Source organism: Paenibacillus haidiansis (assembly GCF_036553665.1).
In the GTDB taxonomy this organism is placed as follows: Bacteria; Bacillota; Bacilli; order Paenibacillales; family Paenibacillaceae; genus Fontibacillus; species Fontibacillus haidiansis.
The window spans coordinates 46,512-63,963 of record NZ_JAZHPZ010000004.1; the positions used below are offsets into that span (position 1 = coordinate 46,512).

At 57.6% G+C, this 17,452-nt stretch carries 17 protein-coding genes; 3 read left to right on the forward strand and 14 right to left on the reverse strand.

The window, feature by feature from the left end:
* Positions 1-26: 26 nt before the first annotated feature.
* From V3851_RS09820 to V3851_RS09835, 4 genes are read right to left on the reverse strand one after another with little or no spacing between them, the layout of a single operon-like run.
* On the reverse strand, positions 27-1,130 hold the full coding sequence (locus V3851_RS09820; protein ID WP_331846361.1) for a DegT/DnrJ/EryC1/StrS family aminotransferase: 1,104 nt from the start codon (positions 1,128-1,130) through the stop codon (positions 27-29).
* A complete protein-coding gene (locus V3851_RS09825) occupies positions 1,099-2,130 on the reverse strand; it encodes a Gfo/Idh/MocA family protein (protein ID WP_331846362.1) in 1,032 nt (343 codons plus the stop codon). Before V3851_RS09825 ends, V3851_RS09820 begins: the two co-directional genes overlap by 32 nt.
* A gap of 2 nt (positions 2,131-2,132) precedes the next feature.
* Positions 2,133-2,396: a phosphopantetheine-binding protein gene (locus V3851_RS09830; RefSeq protein WP_331846363.1), complete on the reverse strand. Its 264-nt coding sequence runs from the start codon at positions 2,394-2,396 to the stop codon at positions 2,133-2,135.
* Complete coding sequence (locus V3851_RS09835; protein ID WP_331846364.1) at positions 2,386-3,654, reverse strand: AMP-binding protein; 1,269 nt, start codon at positions 3,652-3,654, stop codon at positions 2,386-2,388. Before V3851_RS09835 ends, V3851_RS09830 begins: the two co-directional genes overlap by 11 nt.
* Positions 3,655-3,819: 165 nt before the next feature.
* Between V3851_RS09835 and V3851_RS09840 the strand changes: the two genes are divergently transcribed.
* Together V3851_RS09840 and V3851_RS09845 are read left to right on the forward strand one after the other, a co-directional pair.
* Positions 3,820-4,629, forward strand: a complete 810-nt coding sequence (locus tag V3851_RS09840) for a helix-turn-helix domain-containing protein (protein WP_331846365.1) — start codon at positions 3,820-3,822, stop codon at positions 4,627-4,629.
* Positions 4,630-4,644: 15 nt separating this feature from the next.
* Positions 4,645-5,838, forward strand: a complete 1,194-nt coding sequence (locus V3851_RS09845; RefSeq protein WP_331846366.1) for a macrolide family glycosyltransferase — start codon at positions 4,645-4,647, stop codon at positions 5,836-5,838.
* A 76-nt stretch (positions 5,839-5,914) separates the two neighbouring features.
* Here V3851_RS09845 and V3851_RS09850 read toward each other — a convergent pair whose 3' ends face one another.
* The 8 genes from V3851_RS09850 to V3851_RS09885 all read right to left on the reverse strand — a co-directional run bounded on the left by V3851_RS09850 (position 5,915) and on the right by V3851_RS09885 (position 12,989).
* On the reverse strand, positions 5,915-7,225 hold the full coding sequence (locus tag V3851_RS09850; protein WP_331846367.1) for a stalk domain-containing protein: 1,311 nt from the start codon (positions 7,223-7,225) through the stop codon (positions 5,915-5,917).
* A 4-nt stretch (positions 7,226-7,229) separates the two neighbouring features.
* Positions 7,230-7,463 (reverse strand): hypothetical protein, encoded by a 234-nt coding sequence (locus V3851_RS09855; protein WP_331846368.1) that lies wholly within the window; start codon positions 7,461-7,463, stop codon positions 7,230-7,232.
* A 58-nt stretch (positions 7,464-7,521) separates the two neighbouring features.
* Positions 7,522-8,385, reverse strand: coding sequence for an inositol monophosphatase family protein (locus V3851_RS09860; RefSeq protein WP_414859294.1), 864 nt, complete (start codon positions 8,383-8,385; stop codon positions 7,522-7,524).
* 229 nt (positions 8,386-8,614) lie between these two features.
* A complete protein-coding gene (fabI, locus tag V3851_RS09865) occupies positions 8,615-9,385 on the reverse strand; it encodes an enoyl-ACP reductase FabI (protein WP_331846370.1) in 771 nt (256 codons plus the stop codon).
* A 91-nt stretch (positions 9,386-9,476) separates the two neighbouring features.
* Positions 9,477-10,478, reverse strand: a complete 1,002-nt coding sequence (gene uvsE / locus V3851_RS09870) for a UV DNA damage repair endonuclease UvsE (RefSeq protein ID WP_331846371.1) — start codon at positions 10,476-10,478, stop codon at positions 9,477-9,479.
* On the reverse strand, positions 10,475-10,804 hold the full coding sequence (locus V3851_RS09875) for a hypothetical protein (RefSeq protein WP_331846372.1): 330 nt from the start codon (positions 10,802-10,804) through the stop codon (positions 10,475-10,477). Before V3851_RS09875 ends, uvsE begins: the two co-directional genes overlap by 4 nt.
* A gap of 23 nt (positions 10,805-10,827) precedes the next feature.
* Positions 10,828-11,925 carry a D-alanine--D-alanine ligase gene (locus V3851_RS09880; protein WP_331846373.1) on the reverse strand — a complete coding sequence of 366 codons (1,098 nt, stop codon included), beginning with the start codon at positions 11,923-11,925 and terminating at the stop codon, positions 10,828-10,830.
* Positions 11,926-11,984: 59 nt separating this feature from the next.
* Positions 11,985-12,989 (reverse strand): amidase domain-containing protein, encoded by a 1,005-nt coding sequence (locus V3851_RS09885; RefSeq protein ID WP_331846374.1) that lies wholly within the window; start codon positions 12,987-12,989, stop codon positions 11,985-11,987.
* Between the two features lie 256 nt (positions 12,990-13,245).
* Here V3851_RS09885 and acnA point away from each other — a divergent pair, with 256 nt between their 5' ends.
* Positions 13,246-15,975 carry an aconitate hydratase AcnA gene (gene acnA / locus V3851_RS09890; RefSeq protein ID WP_331846375.1) on the forward strand — a complete coding sequence of 910 codons (2,730 nt, stop codon included), beginning with the start codon at positions 13,246-13,248 and terminating at the stop codon, positions 15,973-15,975.
* 103 nt (positions 15,976-16,078) lie between these two features.
* Here acnA and V3851_RS09895 read toward each other — a convergent pair whose 3' ends face one another.
* Both V3851_RS09895 and V3851_RS09900 read right to left on the reverse strand, forming a co-directional pair.
* Positions 16,079-16,906, reverse strand: a complete 828-nt coding sequence (locus tag V3851_RS09895) for an alpha/beta fold hydrolase (protein WP_331846376.1) — start codon at positions 16,904-16,906, stop codon at positions 16,079-16,081.
* Between the two features lie 93 nt (positions 16,907-16,999).
* The gene (locus tag V3851_RS09900; protein WP_331846377.1) at positions 17,000-17,422 is read right to left on the reverse strand and encodes a MarR family winged helix-turn-helix transcriptional regulator; all 423 of its coding nucleotides are present in this window, start codon (positions 17,420-17,422) and stop codon (positions 17,000-17,002) included.
* Between the last annotated feature and the right edge of the window lie 30 nt (positions 17,423-17,452).

The following is a 17,452-nucleotide window of genomic DNA, read 5'->3' on the forward strand; positions in this document are numbered from 1 at the left end:
CAATCCCCTTTCTTTTATCTTGGCGGTTATTCGAAAAATTTCCCTATTTCTCCGGCGATCTGCGCCACCATCGCTTCGGTCATGGCGATATGCATCGGAAGCGACAAAATTTCGCCCGCATATTGTTCTGCGACGGGAAATTGTCCCGGCCGGCCGAGATGGGCGTAGGCGGGAGTCAAATGCACTGGCTCCGGATAATGGATGGCGGTCAGGATTCCCTTCTTTTGCAAATGCTTCTTCAGCGGTTCCCTCGCTTCCCGGTCCACCCGGATAACGTACAGGTGATAAGCGTGGCTGCCGTCCAACGCCAGCACGGGACGCTTCACCGCGTCGATACCGGCCAAATGCCGGTCATACCATTCCGCCACCTGGCGTCTGCGCCCGGACCACTCCTCCATATGCGGCAGTTTCAGCTTCAGCGCGCAAGCTTGAATCGGGTCCAGCCTGCTGTTGTAGGCCGGGAATTCATGGCTATAACGGACTTCGCCCCCGTGATTGCGCAGCTTCCGCAGCTTCTCGGCCAGCTCCGGCGAAGAGGTGACGACGGCTCCGCCGTCTCCGAGCGCCCCCAAATTTTTGTCGGGGTAAAAGCTGAAGCAGCCCATAACTCCATAGCTGCCGGCGGGTTTGCCGTTCAGGCCGGCTCCGGCCGCTTGGGCGCTGTCCTCCACAACGGCAATGCCCCGCTCCGCGGCCCATGCGGTCAAGGCGGGCATATCGGCCATCAGGCCGTACAGATGCACGGGAATCACCGCCTTGGTACGCGGAGTGACCAAAGCTTGGACCCCCTCCAAATCGAGGACATAGTCCGGGCCACAGTCCGCCAGCACCGGCGTTGCACCCGTGTTATAGATCGCATTGACCGTGGCGATGAACGTATTGGCCGCGGTGATCACTTCGTCGCCCGGGCCGATGCCCAGCGCCTTGAGCGCCAGAAACAAAGCGTCCGTCCCGTTGCCGACGCCGACGGCATATTCGGTGCCGGAATAAGCGGCGAATGCTTTTTCAAACTCCGCGACCTCCGGTCCGCCGACGAACACGCCCTTTTCTCCGATCTTTCCGACTTGCTCCATCCATGCCTCGCGGATGATTGCGAATTCAGCTTGTGGCGCCGAGAACAAGATCGCCATACCGCACCCCCTGACGCCGTTCGGCCGAGATTCGGATCGCATCCGCCACAGCCATGGTTTCCACCGCTTCATCCATGGTGATGGCGAGAGGCGCCCCTTCCGTCAAATGCTTGACGAACGATTCGTAAATCGTTTGAGCCCCGTCATACAGGGACGGGGTAAGCTCGATTGATTGCGCGGGTTTCCCTTTGATATGAAGCACCGCTTCTTTGTCGGTATCGATCTCGAGGGTGCCGTTCTCCCCGCCGACAACCCAAAGCGGGCTAGCGGCATGGGAACCGAAATTGATTTCAAACGACAGCAAAATATCCCGATCCGTTTTGATCGAAGCCCGGACATAATCCTCGGCGTCGCCCTGCCGCCAGCGCAGGTTATGAAGCGCCGCGTCGATTTCCGCAAACTTGCCGATCTCCAGCCGCAGCAATTGATCGATCAGATGGACTCCCCAATCGAGCAGTGCGCCTCCGCCGTAATCGGCTTCGTTGCGCCAATCGGGGTGGAACGATTTGACGCCGAAGCTGGCGCCGGAGCCGAAGGAATGATGCCGGCGGTCTATGAACAGCAGAGGGCCCAATTCTCCCTCTTCAATCACTTGCTTGACCAGTTGATAGTCCCGGTCAAAACGGCGGTTGTGAAACACGGTGACGGCCCTGCCGCAATCGCTCGCGACCTTCTGCAATTGGACGGCTTCCGCATAAGTCAAAGTGACCGGCTTCTCCAAAATGACATGCTTGCCGGATTGAAGACATTGCTTCGCCAGCTCAAAATGGCTCTGATGCGGGGTCGCGATCAGCACGGCGTCGATCGGGGAAGACAGCAGGCCGTCCAGCTCCGCGAACGCCTCCAAACCCCGCTTGACGGCCAAATCCCGGCGCTGGGCGGTAATGTCGTACACCCCCGCCGCCTTGATGCCGCCCAGCCGTTTGAGCGTAGGCATATGAATCAACTCTACGATTCTGCCGAAGCCGACGATCCCGAATTGGATGATAGGTTCCGTCATCGCTAGGCCGACGCTCCTTGCAGATTTGCGACGTAATCGATCACCATGCCGACCGTTTTAAAGGTATCCGGCCCCATTTCTTCTTCGGGAACGACGATCCCGAAATATTCTTCGAGATACACGACCAATTGCAGCATGACGATGGAGTCCACGTTCAAATCCTCGTAAAGCAGCGCCGATTCCTGCAGATCGTCCGGAACGTTAAGCTCCAGGTCCTCCGCTAAAATGCCTTTCAGTTTCTCCGCAATTTGACTTCTAGTTTCCATTTTGAATTCGCTCCTGTTCTTCTAATAATTTTCTGCTGATTTTTCCCGAGGGCAGCCGCGGAATCTCGGCAACCTTCTCAATGAATGCCGGAATTTTGTAAGGTGGCAGGCGGCCCATGCACCAGCTCTTCACATCCGCTTCGGCGATGTTCTCCCCGGCGACGATCAGCGCTTTGGCTGCTTCCCCCCACACGGGATGCTTCGTCCGGAAGACAACGGCCTCCCGAACCCCCGGCATGCCTTCGATAACGCTTTCAATTTCCAATGGAATGACCTTCAGGCCGCCGACATTGATCAGATCATCCAGCCTGCCGTAGATATGCAGCCTTCCTTCCGGCGTTACGATGCCCGCATCTCCCGTACGGACGATTTGCTCCGACGGCTTCTCCACCGTAATCCCGGCGGATTCTCCGGGGGGAGCGGGCTCCAGGCTTACCCGCAGGTTGGAAAGCGGACGTCCCATATCCCAGCGGGAGGCTAGGCCTGTCCCCAGGGAGACGCAACCGACTTCCGTACAGCCGTACTGCTGCCACACCTGGTCGGAGGCGTTCCCCAGCCGCTGCAGCAGACTGTCCGACAGCGGCGCGCCGGAGCTGATCGGCTTATGGAAGCGCAGCTCCCCCTTGCCCAAGGTCAGGAGCAATTGATACAGAAACGGGACGCCGTAAATGGCCGCACGGTCGGCGGAACGGACCATATTCAGCTGGAATTTCGGGTTCTTGTTCTGGACGACGGTCACCTCGGCCCCCCGCTCCATGGCCGCCAGCACTCCGGTTATCAAACCGAAGGAGTGCGATACGGACGCCAGAACCAGGACGGACTCCCCGGGCTCCGGCTGCAGGGCAAGATTATAGGCCGAGATTTCCTCCGCCACCTCCGTCCAGGGCCGGAAGATCAGCTTCGGCCGCCCGGTCGTTCCGGAGCTGAATTGCAGCAGACCCGGGTGATCGGACAGGGCTTCGTGTACCGGGGCATTCAGCTCGCACACTTCGCTCCATTTTCCGTGTACCAAATAGGAACATCCCGCTTCAAGCGCCATCCGTTTGGCCTCGTTAAGAGGGGTATCGGCATGGAAGAGCAGGATCGAAGCTCCATGGTCCCGAAGATATACCACCAGCGTTATCACCTCGAACGCGCCGCCCAGACAGATGGCATAGGCTTTTCCTTCAGGATTTCGAAACGGCTCGGATTTCCCGATTTCGTTCAGCCTGGAGGTGAACTCGAATTCGTCTATTTTTTGCCGGTCAATCGCTAGCATCAAGTCTCTCTCCCGAAAAATATGATATAATTCAATAAAGTGGAAATCGAAGGTATCTCCTTTTTATTGTAGAAAGCCTCCTTTAAGCATTCAATATTCAATAATTCAGAAACTGCCAATATATTCAGGAAATGCAGCTTAGGCTATATTTAGGAGGGAAAACCATTGCCCGTTCTGACCTTAACGGAGCTGTTGCCCGTCTACTTCCTCACTTGCGGGACAGGCCTTCAACCGAATTCCGTCAAATCCCGCTTTGTCCTGATCTGGTCTTCGCCTTCAGGCCATACGGGGGAGCGCGGGCGGAGCGAAATCACCCTGATTCCTCCGGGGTTGCGGGAATTTCCGCCCGCTTCCGCTTTTCCTGCCCATGCCGACTGGTTCTCGTTTCATTCCGCTTTTCTGGAAAACCATGATCTGATCAAAGCTCTCGATGCGCCTTTTACGGCTTCCTCCTGCGCTTATACCGAAGACATTCTGGCGCGTCTTTCCGAGCTGGGGCGGCAGGTGCATACCCAGCGGCGGCAAATCGATCTGTCCAATGCGCTATTTTCCCTCGTCTCGGAAATCCTGGAGCAGATCGCCGCCACGAAACCGGCCGCATCGCCCTTGTCGCCCGGCCGCCCGATCTCCAAAGACGGGAAATCGATCATTCTGGCCACCCGTTATATCCGCGAGCATATGGACAACCCGGATTTGTCCCTTTACGACATCGCAAATGTAATCGGTTACAATTCTAACTATTTTTGCTATAAATTCAGCTGCATCATGCAAATTTCGCCGATCCGTTACTTGAAAACCGTCAGGCTGGAGCAATCGCTTCGGCTTCTGAAGGAGAGCAACCACTCGATTCAAGCGATCTGCCGGCTGGTGGGCATCCGGAATCCCAGCAGCTTGTCGAGCCTGGTGAAGAGCAGCACCGGGCTCACGCCGATCGAATTCAGAATGCGGTACAGACAGCAAAAAGTCACCGGTTAAAGAAGGGGTTTCATTATGGCAAGGGTACTTTTCATTAATGGTCCGGCCAGCGGCCATGTCAATCCTACGTTGGGGCTGGTGGAGGAATTGATTACCCACGGGGAAGAAATCGTATATGTGTCGAGCGAGGAATATCGCTCCAAGCTGGAGCGCCTCGGCGCCGCTTTTGTGGCCTACGGCAATTTTCTGGCGGGGGCTCCGGCCTCCAGTCTTGGCGGGTTGATGCCGCTATCCAATCTGATCCTGTCTTCCTACGACATCATTCTGCCGTGTATCCGCGAAATTTCGGAGACCCGAACATTCGATTATCTGATTCACGATTCCATGTACGGCTGCGGGAATATTGTGGCCGGGATGCTGAGGCTCCCCCACGTTGCCACCTGCACTTCCTTTGTTTATTCGGAGCGCATGTCCGGCGGAAGCTCCGGCGATGAAGACATGCGGGAGAGCAACCGCAGATACGTTAAGGAATTCATGGCTTTGGCGCGACAAATGGAAGCCAAATACAAAATCCGATCTAAGCTGCAAATACAAAACGTGTTTTTTAATCCCGGCGATCTGAATCTGCTGTTCACCTCCAGGGAGTTGCAGCCCGAAGCCGACACGCTGGACGAGAGCTACCGGTTCGTCGGCCCATCGATTCATGATCGGGGAGAGCCCTTGGACTTTCCGTTAGAGAAGAAGCCGGGCCAAAGAACCGTCTACATTTCGCTGGGAACCGTGTTTAACGAGTTTCCGCAATTTTATGCTCTTTGCTTCGAAGCGCTGCGGGATTTTGACGGCCTTGTGATCGTATCGGTCGGAAAAAATACGGACATCGCCGGCTTTGGGGTCCTGCCGGAACATTTTATCATTCGCCCCCATGTCCCTCAGCTGGCCGTTCTCCAAGAGGCCGATCTCTTCATTACCCACGGCGGAATGAACAGCGTGCACGAGGCTTTGTATTTCGACGTTCCGCTCATTGTCGTTCCGATGGCAGCCGACCAGCCCGCCGTGGCCGGCCGCATTGAAGCGCTGGGAGCGGGGCGGATGCTGGACGCGGCTGCTTTGACGCCCGAGCTGCTGCGGGCCTGCGTCGACGAGATTTTGACTTCGGAGCATTACCGGCTCGGCAGCGCGAGAATCGGGCGGTCTTTGCGCGAGGCGGGAGGCCAGCAGGCGGCCGTAAGGGAAATTATGCGGTTCAAGCGGAAATTCGGCATTTTATAGCAAAAAACACGGCCCTTCCGCACCCGCGGAATCGGCCGTGTTCTTGTTGTTTCGGCAGCTCTATTCTATTTTACAGTTATAAATTGATAAATGCCGTTTTTGCTTTGCCGCTGTATTGAATATCGAGTCCGAGCCCGGTTGCGACCGCGGCCAGCGGCACATAGGTTTTCGACTCCTTGCCGACCTTGTGCAGGAAGGCCGGCGAAGCCGTGTCGAGCTTGACCCCGTTCGCCGTTATTTGGCCGGCGCCGATCGGAATCTCTACGGTGACACCGCCCAGGGCAACGGTCGCGGTGCCCGTCTTGGCGTCCCATCCGGTTTCGCCGCCGACCGCATCGGCAAGATCCTTCAACGCGACGAAGGTTTGCCCGTTTTTTAGCACCGGCGGATACGGAGTTTGAAGCTCCTGGCCCCGCACGACGACGGAAATCTCCGCTTTGCCCGCTTGAGCCGCGGTTTCGAGATAGCCGCCCCAAATCCTCTCGGCCATCACTTTGGCGATCGCTTCATAGCCCGCTTGGTTCGGATGCACGTCCTCCGCGAAAATATGCGTCAGCGACAATTCCTTGCCGGCAAAAGCCTCGGCCACATGCGCGGCCTGAACCGCCTTCCCCTCGGCCGCAAATTGGCCGGCCAACCCGTCAACCACGGCGGTAAAAGACGCGGCGGCCGCGTTCAGTTCCTTGTAAAGGTCCGCTCCCGCCAGTTTGGGCACCGGCTGGTACTGGTCGGCCAGCACGATGAGCGCCTCGGGGTTGATTTCGGTTATCAGCGATACCGCCCGCTCGACATTAGCCCGGTATGTACCGAACAATTCCGCGGCTTTTGTCTTTAACTGGCCTTCCGTCATTCCCTTTGCATCGGCGATCAGGGTCGTTACATCGTTGCCGCCGATGGTGATCGTAATGACGTCCGCCCGCTCCAGCTTCTCCCTGGCTTCCGCCACGCCGGCCGCAAACGCGGCAATCCGCGGATCGGAGAGTCCCGGCTGAATCTCTTCGGCGCTGACCTCCGCCTTGCCTTCTTTCATGGCGGAGACGAAGTTCAGCAGTCCGCCCGACGTCAATCCCAGCACGCCGTAGTTGGCAACCTCTGCGCGGCCGTGGAACCATGCCTGTTCCTGCAGCCGGTCGACGTAGCCGTACGGGGTCGAGGTGCCGGTCATCCCCGGCTCATAGCCGGCGGTAATGGAATCGCCGAGCGCCACGATCAATTGGCCGGCCTGGACCTGCGAGCCGGCCTGCCGCTCTGCCGTTCCTGCCGCGGCCGCCATCCCGCTCCGGGGCGATGAGCCGAGAGCCGCCGAACCGCCGCCCAGAAACAAAGCGGCGGCGAGCATCCCGGAGCAAAGACTCCGGCCCCGGCCGTTCGCCATGCCAAAATTCATAAATTCACTCCTTTTTCGTCTTCTTTAAATATTCGTCATAACGACCGTCGATCTCTTTGGCCATGCTGCGGTATTTCCGCGTCTCTTCCACGATGGGGTCGAGGTTGGTCTGAATGCGGATTTCGTATTTGGGAGACAATCGTCTCCGCTCTTCCTCCAAACGCTCTTCCTTGCTCGCTTGCTCCTGTTCGCTCAGCATCTCGCTGAGCTCTCTTTCAAGGTCTTTGTTATCGCTCATGACCCTAGACACTCCTTCCAATAAAAAGTGGCATCCTTCGTAATGAGCCCCGCTCTCGCTAATGCAATCCGGTTGCTCCCGCCGCCGTAATGACATCCAGCAGCTGGCGTTGGATTTTGCCGTTGCTCGCAACCAGATTGCGGACTCCGATGTCATAAGGGTTGCCCGCGGTATCCGTCACTATTCCTCCCGACTCCCGCACAAGCAGCGCGCCGGCCGCGCTGTCCCAAGCATTGAGATTGACCTCGTAGTAGCCGCTGAGCCGTCCAGCCGCCACATAGGCTAAATGAAGCGCAGCGGAACCGGCGGCGCGAAGGCTGCGGGTCGCTTCCGACAGGGCGACGATGCCTTTGAGGTTGACCGGGGCCGCAAATGTCCGGTCCGGATTGAAGCCGACGGCGACCACGCTGTCCGCCAACAGCTTTTCTTCCGACACGCGAGTGGGATTACCGTGCATATAGGCGCCCTTCCCTTTCTCGGCGACGAACATCTCGTCCCGAATCGGGTCGTAAATGACCCCGATGATCACTTCGCCTTTATAGGCCAGCGCGATGGACACGCAGAAGAACGGAAACCCCTGCACGAAGTTGGTCGTGCCGTCCACGGGATCGACAATCCACAAATATTCGGAAGCTTTGGCCTTGGCCAGCGCCGCCTCGGACGCCGCCGCACCCGGGGCCACTCCCTCTTCCCCCAAAATATCGTGATTGGGAAAATGGGTCAGGATCAGCTTGCGGATCATCGTCTCCGCTCCCTTGTCCACATCGGTCACCAAATCCTGCGGGGAATATTTCGTACTTAATTCCTTAACCGTGCCGAGCCTGCTTTTAATCCATTCGCCCGCCTTCGCGGCGCAATTGATTGCCACGGCGAGCGGACTCTTGCTGCCTACAACATAAGGAATACTAGGTTTCGAATCCAATTGCTTCACGCTACTTTCTTCATGTATTCTATAAACCGCCTCTATGAATCTTGCAAAATTTCCCTTTTACAACTATACGCCGACCGTTATGCAAAGTTGCGCCTTTTTTCACCCGGTTCCCGGGAAACGGGCAACCTTCCGACATGACCCGACATTATATAAAAAGTCCGCACCGGGCGCTTCAAGATCAGCGCCGCCGGACACGAACTTTTTTCGTTTGCTGGTTCGATTAAGCCCCCACGATATTGTATCCGCCGTCGACATAGATCACTTCGCCGGTAATGCCGCGGGACAGGTGACTGAGCAGGAACATCGCGGTGTCGCCGACTTCCGCCGTTTCCGTCGTTCTGCGCAGCGGCGCCTTCTCCTCGACCTGTTTCAGAATCGAGTTGAAATCGCTGATGCCCTTGGCAGCCAGGGTCCGGATCGGTCCGGCGGAAATCGCGTTGACCCGGATATTCTTGGGTCCGAGATCGTTGGCCAGGTACCGTACGGACGATTCCAATGCCGCTTTCGCCACGCCCATGACATTGTAGTTGCGCATGACGCGCTCCGCACCCATATAAGTCATCGTCATGATGCTTCCGCCTTCGGTCATCAGCCCGGACAAGCGCTGCGCGACCGCCACGAGGGAATAGGCGCTGATATCATGCGCCAGCGCAAATCCTTCGCGCGACGTGCTCAAGAAGTCGCCGGCCAGGTCCTCCGCTTTGGCGAAAGCGATGCTGTGCACCAGCCCGTGCAGCACGCCGAACTCGGTGCGCAGCGTATCGGCCAGCTTGTCGATCTCGGCGTCGACGGTCACATTGCAGGGCAGAACGAGCGAATTCGGAATGGTCTCCGCCAGCTTGCGCACCCGTCCTTCCACGCGTTCGCTTTCGTATGTAAACGCAAGACGGGCGCCCTGCTCCGCCAAGCTTTGGGCGATCGCCCAGGCGATGCTGCGGTCATTGGCCACGCCCATGACAATGATATTCTTACCTGCCAACAATTCTCCCATGAATAAGGGCCTCCTTTAATTTCCACCCGGTTTCGTTTTGTTCAACTTACCTTATTTCCGAAGCAATTTCAAGGGCGAAACCCGTACAAACTCACGGCTTGATCCGCACGCTGGCCCCGTCCAAAATTTCCACTCCGTCGCCTTGATAACGGGCAAGGTCTTCCATTAAAGCGAACAGAGCGCCGTCCTTCAGCTTGGCCTCCAGCATGACGTCAACCCGCTTTGTGTCTTTGGCGATCTTGCGGAGAAAATCCAGCAGTGGCGCGGCGATTACATGATCCGCGTGACCGCGCGGGTCACCGGCGCTTTTCGGACTGGAGGCGTGAATTTTCGGCGGCAGCGGGTCATCCGGCGGTGCGTCCGCCTGGGCAAACGGGCTTGTCCACGTTTGCCGGATGCGCGGCCAAAGCTCCGCGGGGTCCTCGCCGTCATTGTTCACCGATTGGTGGTGGATGTCGAGCACCATCGGCAGGGAAAGCGCCTCGCTGAGCTCCAGCGTCTCGACGGCGTTAAACGTCTTGTCGTCGTTCTCCAGCGTCATTCTCTGCCTGAAAATGTCCGGCAGCGCCGCGACATTTTCCTTAAACCGCTCTCCGGCCGAAGGCTTGTCCCCGTACGCTCCGCCCACATGAATATTGTTCTTCGCCCTGCGGTCAAGCCCCATCGCCGCAAACATCGCGTTATGATACTCCAGATCCCGCACCGAGCTGCGGAGAACTTCCGGACGGGGGGTGCTGAATACGGTAAAATGGTCCGGATGGAACGATACGCGCATGCCGTGCTTTTTCACAAACGCTCCGACCTCGGCAAACGGCTCGCGCAGCGCCTCGTACGGATTCCATCCCTTCAGGGCCTCATGAGTCGCCAGCGGAATCAGCTTCGAGGAGAAGCGGTAAACCTTGATGTCATGCGCCAGATTGTGCCGGAGCAGCCGCAGCGTATTGTGCAAATTCTCCGCGGCGATCGACTCCAGCTTCCGGACGGCCGCCTCGCGGTCCGCCAAGCCGCTGAACGTTTTGTAGGTCATTGTCTTCGATGGAGACGCGCCCGCTACCACGGTCGACATGGCGACATAGCCGAACCGGACGATCACTTGGCACCGGACCCGGCTTCCCCGAAGAACATCTCGTAGGCGAGCGCCGTCTGCACCGCCGATTCCTCTTCGGTCAGCGGACGGATGAGCTGCAGCTCCACCGAGGTGACTTCCTCCCCGTTAAAATTGATTTCGGCCACGCAAGCCGTAATCTTTACGATCGCGACCGCCTTGTTATCCGGGGTATAAGCGATTACCTTCTGCCCCGTCGGAAATACGCGCAGCCCCTGCTTCAGCATTTTGCCGCGGCCGTATTCCAGCAGTTCGTACAGCTCCTGTTCGTTCTTGAATTTGCATACCGAATTGAATTCCGTTTGAAAGCCCATGCCCATCGTCTTCCTTTCCGGTCTTATTGGATTCCGTTTTCGAAGTTCAGATTTTGCCGCGTTTCGAAGCGTTCGAGCGCCAGTTCGATCAAACGGTCGAGCAGCGCCTCGTAGGACACGCCGGTTTCGCGCCACAGCAGCGGATACATGCTGAACGGAGTGAAGCCCGGCATTGTGTTGACCTCGTTGATCCAGATCGTTCCGTCTGATCTTTTCACGAAAAAGTCGGCCCGGCACAGCCCGCTCCCCGAAATCGCCTTGAACGCCTTCACCGCGAGCTCGCGGACGCGGTCGGCCAGCTCGGTGTCCACCGGAGCGGGGATCAGCATCTGCGATTTGCCGTCCAAGTATTTTGCCTGGTAATCGTAGTATTCGGCGGAGGTGACGATCTCGCCCGGAACGGAAGCCAGCGGTTCATCGTTGCCGAGCACGCCGACTTCCACCTCGCGGGCGTCGACGAATTCCTCGACGATAACCTTCACATCATAGCGGAGCGCAAGCTCGATGGACCGGATCAGTTCTTCTCTTGTTCTCGCTTTGGAGATGCCGACGCTCGAGCCCAGGTTCGCCGGTTTGACGAAGCAAGGATAGCCGAGTTTTTCCTCCATTCCCTGGATCAGGATGTGGCCGTTGCGCTCCCATTCCGGGGCGGTGAAATAGCAATATTTGCACTGTTCAAGCCCCGCTTCCGCGAACAGCTTCTTCATGACCACCTTGTCCATACCCGCAGCCGACGCCAGCACGCCCGCGCCGACATATGGGAGATTGGCCATTTCGAACAGGCCCTGGATCGTTCCGTCCTCCCCGTTCGTTCCGTGCAGCAGCGGAAAAGCGACATCGATCGCCGGAGCACCGGTGGAAAGACCTTTGAACAGCAGGTTGATCGCCTCGGCCGTTCCGCCGCTTGCGGCGTCAAGCTGCAATTGCTCCAGATCCGCAAACGGCGCGGTCAATGTCTCGCCGACTCTCCATTCCCCCCGCTTCGTTATATAAAAAGGAATCAATTCGTATTTTGCGTAATCGAACGCTTTTGAAACCGCAAAAGCCGTTTGCAGCGAAATTTCGTGCTCTCCCGATTTTCCGCCGTAGATTAGCCCTACGGTCAATTTTTCCTGTCCCATGCGCAACCTCTTTTCAATAGATGTAAACGGGGCAAACCGCGCTGCCCCCAAATGGCCGGTCAGAACCGGTCCGCAATATGGAAAAAACGATACACCGTGCTCTCGGTCCAGGCGTAAGAATCCCGGTAATCCCAATACCGGTGCTTGCTGGGAACGGTATGGGCGTTCACCAGCGGCATGCCGCCCGCATCAAACGCGGTAACAATGGTACTGTGCTGAAAGGACCCGTCCCCATCCCAATCGTAAACGATGACATCCCCCAGCTCCAACTGCTCGGGCCGGCTAACGAGCTCCGCTCGGAGTCCGGATCCGCTGTTGGTCAAAAAGCGCTCCAGCGCATTTGCGACCGACCAGCTGTAGCTCCAGCCTTCCTTGCCCCCGACATAACCCTTGTACCACCAGCCCGATTCCCTTTTTCCAGTATAGTTTATAGGGGCCCCGCCTGCAAAGAGGCACTGGGAGATATAATTGGTGCAGTCGACCTCGAACTCGGCGAACTCGGGATTGAATCCGTCCCACCACCGGTCCGCGTACAGAACGGCGTCCTCCCGCCGGTACGGGTCGCTGCGCAGCCCCCCGCCTCCAAGCACTTCGTGGTTCAGAAACGGGCGCGGCGAGCCGTGTTTTCCTCCGCCCCCGCTTTCGCCGCCGTAATCCGGCAGAACCGGGACCGCGCTCCGTTCGGGCACGGGCTGAATGACGCGGGTGATCATCCATCCCCCGCCTTCGCGCTGAAGAGTCAAGCGCTGCTTGACGATGCGCTCCTCCTGATGGCGGGCGCCGCCTTTTTCATAATCGGTCTTCTGGGCCAGCAGCAGTTCCACCTCCATCTCGCCTTCGCGGTTCTCGATCTCGCGCAGCAGGCGGGCCCGGGTTTCGGAGCGAAGCGGCACGGCTCCGCGCCCTTTGTACCATTCCGCCAGCTTCCGCTTCTGCTCGCCGCGCCGCAGCAAATAATCCAGATCCGTGATCGTCGTCTCCGCCGTCCGCGGGCGGTAATCGACCTCGTCCTGGTTGTAATGGTTCACGTAAAGGGACAGCGCCTTTCTCCATTCGTCCGCCATTGCTCTGGACCTCCTTTAATTCCAAATAAGGAAATATACCCATTATGAAAATTATATGAGAGCGCACGGCCGAGTATGTGCCCGCCGTATGGTCATGCGCCGGATGACCGTGTAAGCCCATTCATTCGCGTAAATCGGGCAATACCGGGAGCAAATTGGGAACAAAAAGTTCTTTACTCGCACCTTGGGGGACGGTATACTTAACATAGTGAGTTTTGAAATCGAGTTTCATCTAGTGAAACAAGGAGGTCCTTTCATGTCAAAGAACGATTTTTTCGCCAGCCGCCGGACCCTCGAGGTCGGAGGCAAAAGCTACCGTTACTATGACCTTCAGGCTTTGGAGGAGCAGGGTCTGGGGAAAATAAGCAAACTCCCGTTCTCCATTAAAGTGCTGCTGGAAGCCGCCGTCCGCCAGTTTGACGGAAGAGCGATTACCGAAGAGCACGTCAAGCAAATCGCCGGCTGGAGCGAAGGCCGGGACGACAACAAAGAAATCCCGTTCATTCCGGCACGAATCGTGCTTCAGGACTTTACCGGCGTTCCGGTCGTGGTCGATTTGGCCGCGATGCGCGACACGGTGAAGAAGGCCGGCGGCGACCCGAAACAGATCAACCCGCTCGTGCCCGTCGATCTAGTTATCGACCACTCGGTCATGGTCGATGCGTTCGGTACTCCCGAAGCGCTTGAATATAATATGAACGTTGAATTCGAACGCAATGAAGAACGCTACCGTTTCCTGCGCTGGGCGCAAACGGCGTTCAACAATTTCCGCGCCGTCCCTCCGGCTACCGGGATCGTGCACCAGGTCAACCTGGAGTATCTCGCCTCGGTCGCCGCGACGAAGACGGTTGACGGCGAAACGGTCGTCTTCCCGGATTCCCTCGTCGGCACGGACTCCCATACGACGATGATCAACGGCCTCGGCGTCGTGGGCTGGGGCGTCGGCGGGATCGAAGCCGAAGCCGGCATGCTGGGACAGCCGCTGTATTTCGTGGCGCCGGAAGTCATCGGCTTCAAGCTGACCGGCAGCCTGGCCGAAGGCGCTACGGCGACCGACCTCGCGCTGACGGTGACGCAGATGCTGCGCAAAAAAGGCGTGGTCGGCAAATTCGTCGAGTTCTACGGACCGGGCCTGGCGAACATCAGCCTGGCGGACCGAGCTACGGTGGCCAATATGGCTCCGGAATACGGTGCGACGATCGGCTACTTCCCTGTCGATCAGGAAACGCTCGCCTACCTGCGCAGCACCGGCCGTACCGAGGAGCAAATCGCGCTGGTTGAAGCGTATTACAAGGCGCAGGGCATGTTCCGCACGAGCCAGACGGAAGATCCGGTATTCTCCGATCTGATCGAGCTCGATCTCGCCTCCGTCGTGCCGAGCCTTGCCGGGCCGAAACGCCCGCAGGACCGGATCGAGCTGACCGAGATGAAGGACAGCTTCAACAGCATTATCCGTACGCCTGTCGATAAGGGCGGATACGGCCTCAGCGACGAGAAGATCGAGCAAAAGGTGGAAGTCAAGCATCCGAACGGCGATACCAGCGTACTGACTACGGGTGCGGTCGTCATCGCCGCAATCACGAGCTGCACGAACACCTCGAACCCGAGCGTTATGGTAGGCGCCGGCCTCCTGGCCAAAAAAGCCGTGGAGCGCGGCCTCAAGAAGCCGGGCTACGTCAAGAGCAGCTTGACTCCGGGCTCGCTGGTCGTTACCGAGTACCTGCAAAAAGCCGGACTCATCGAGCCGCTGGAAGCGCTCGGCTTCCATGTCGCCGGTTACGGCTGCGCCACCTGCATCGGCAACTCCGGCCCGCTGCCGGATGAAGTCGGCGCGGCGATCGCGGAGAACGATATGACGGTCGCGGCCGTCTTGTCCGGGAACCGGAACTTTGAAGGCCGCGTGCACGCCCAGGTCAAAGCGAATTACCTGGCGTCCCCGCCGCTTGTCGTCGCTTACGCCCTGGCCGGAACGGTCAATATCGACCTGCAGAACGATCCGATCGGTTACGATCAGAACGACCAGCCGGTCTACCTGAAGGATATCTGGCCGTCTTCGGCGGAGATCAAGGAAGCGATCGGCCTGTCCGTCAGCCCGGACATGTTCCGGGCCAAATACGAAAATGTGTTCACCCAGAACGAGCGCTGGAACGCCATTCCGGTTCCGGAAGGCGAGCTGTACGAGTGGGACGAGAAATCGACCTACATCCAGAACCCGCCGTTCTTTGAAAAGATCGGCGACGGCCTGCAGGATATCGCCGATGTCCGCAGCGCGCGCGTGCTTGCCCTGCTCGGCGATTCGGTCACGACCGACCATATCTCGCCGGCCGGCAATATCTCGGTGACCAGCCCGGCGGGCATCTATCTGAGCGATCGCGGCGTCGCCCGCAAGAATTTCAACTCCTACGGCTCCCGCCGCGGCAACCATGAGGTCATGATGCGCGGCACTTTCGCCAACATCCGCATCCGCAACCAGGTTGCCCCTGGCACGGAAGGCGGCGTGACGAAGCATCTGCCGACCGATACGCTGATGTCGATCTACGATGCGTCGATGAACTATCAGGCCGAAGGTCAAAATCTCGTCGTCATCGCCGGCAAAGAATACGGCACGGGCAGCTCCCGCGACTGGGCGGCCAAAGGCACTTACCTGCTCGGCGTCAAAGCCGTCATCGCGGAAAGCTTCGAACGGATTCACCGCAGCAACCTCGTCGGCATGGGCGTCCTGCCGCTGCAATTCCAGGAAGGCCAAGGCTGGAAGACGCTCGGTATCGACGGCACGGAGACGTTCGATATCGTTGGGCTCAGCAATGAAGTGAAGCCTGGGCAGGAATTGACGGTCATCGCCACCCGCCAGGACGGCACACAGTTTGAATTCCCGGTAACCGCCCGCCTCGACAGCATGGTCGATGTGGACTACTACCATAACGGCGGCATCCTGCAAACCGTACTGCGGCAAATGATCGCGGAAGGCAAAGCGGTCAACCAATAAGCGGACGTTAGGCATAAGCCATCATCCTTGCAAATAAAACAAAAACTCCAATCCGACATGGGACTGACCCCATAAACGGATTGGAGTTTTTTGATGCGGCGGGCTATCCGGGAGAGCATTCTTCCACCCGGTCGAGCCATTCACCGACCAAGGCATGGAACAGCCGGGGCTGCTCGATCTGCAAATTGTGGCCGGCACGGTCCAGCATGGCAAAGCTGGCGCGCGGATAAGTCTCGGCGCAGTTCCATTGATTTTTATACCCGACCAGATGATCATGCCTTCCCGTAAGAATCAGCACCGGTTTCGGGTACGGTTCAGCCGCGATTCCCGGATCATCGCTTAAACGATATCGTTCCCTGATCCGCTCCAAAAAAGCGGCGTCGGCGGCCCGAAGTCCGCATAGGATTTCCGCTTTGAACCGCTCCCAGTTATAATCGTCCTGCACCACCTGAATCGCGAGAAAATCTTCGCTGCCGTCCACGTCCTCCATCCGTGCGATCGCCTCTTGATCCCGGTAAACGATCTTGAACGGCGGGACATTCCATTCCGCTTGTTCCGTAACCGGACAGATGAGCGCCATTCCGCCGACCTGTTCCGGCCTTTTGGATACAAGAGCCCTAGCCAAATATCCGCCGTAAGACTCCCCGGCCACCGCAAAGGATTGACCCGGCATGGCCTTATCCGCGAATTGTTCGACCACCGCCAGCATATCGTCCGTGCTTCGGATCCGGTCCGTCCCCTTCGTCCGGCCCATTCCCGGCAAGTCCAGGTATATCCGCTTCCAGCCGGGCCGTTCCGCAAACACCGGCTCCATGCAGCCGGTCATCAATCTCCGGTCACATCCGAAGCCGTGTATCATCAGTATGGGATAACCCGTACCGTGCACCTCATAATGAACCGTAGTAGAGTCCAGCTCCAAAATGCAATCCATTGTATCACCGATCCTTTTTTCAAACTATATAGATATCTATACATTTATCATAAAACTATACTACATAGATGTCTATACATTGACTAAAAAAGATCAAAACCTCTGGAGGATACGCTTCAACATCTCTTCCAGCTTGGGCTGTTCGTCCCATTCAAACCCGCCGTAAATAATTTCGTTCAATTGGTTGGATACTTTGCGAAACACCGGCCCGAGCTGCTCGCCTTTATCGGTCAAGCTGATCAAAGTCACCCTTTTGTCCTTCTCGTCCTTTCTTCGGGTTACATAACCGAGCTGCTCCAATTTATGGACCAGTACGGTTACGGTCGGCTGGGTGCGGTTGATCTTCGCGGCCAATTCGCTGATCGACATTCCGTAGGAATGAAACAGCAAGGACAGGATGTCGCCGTGCGACGGAACAATGTCCGAAACGCCATGCTTCTCCAGTTCGGCTACGATCAATTTATTTACGGCATCGTTTATTCTACTAATCATGGAAGCGGCATTATGTTCTATCATATCCCCATATTAAATAATCCCCGGCGGGAT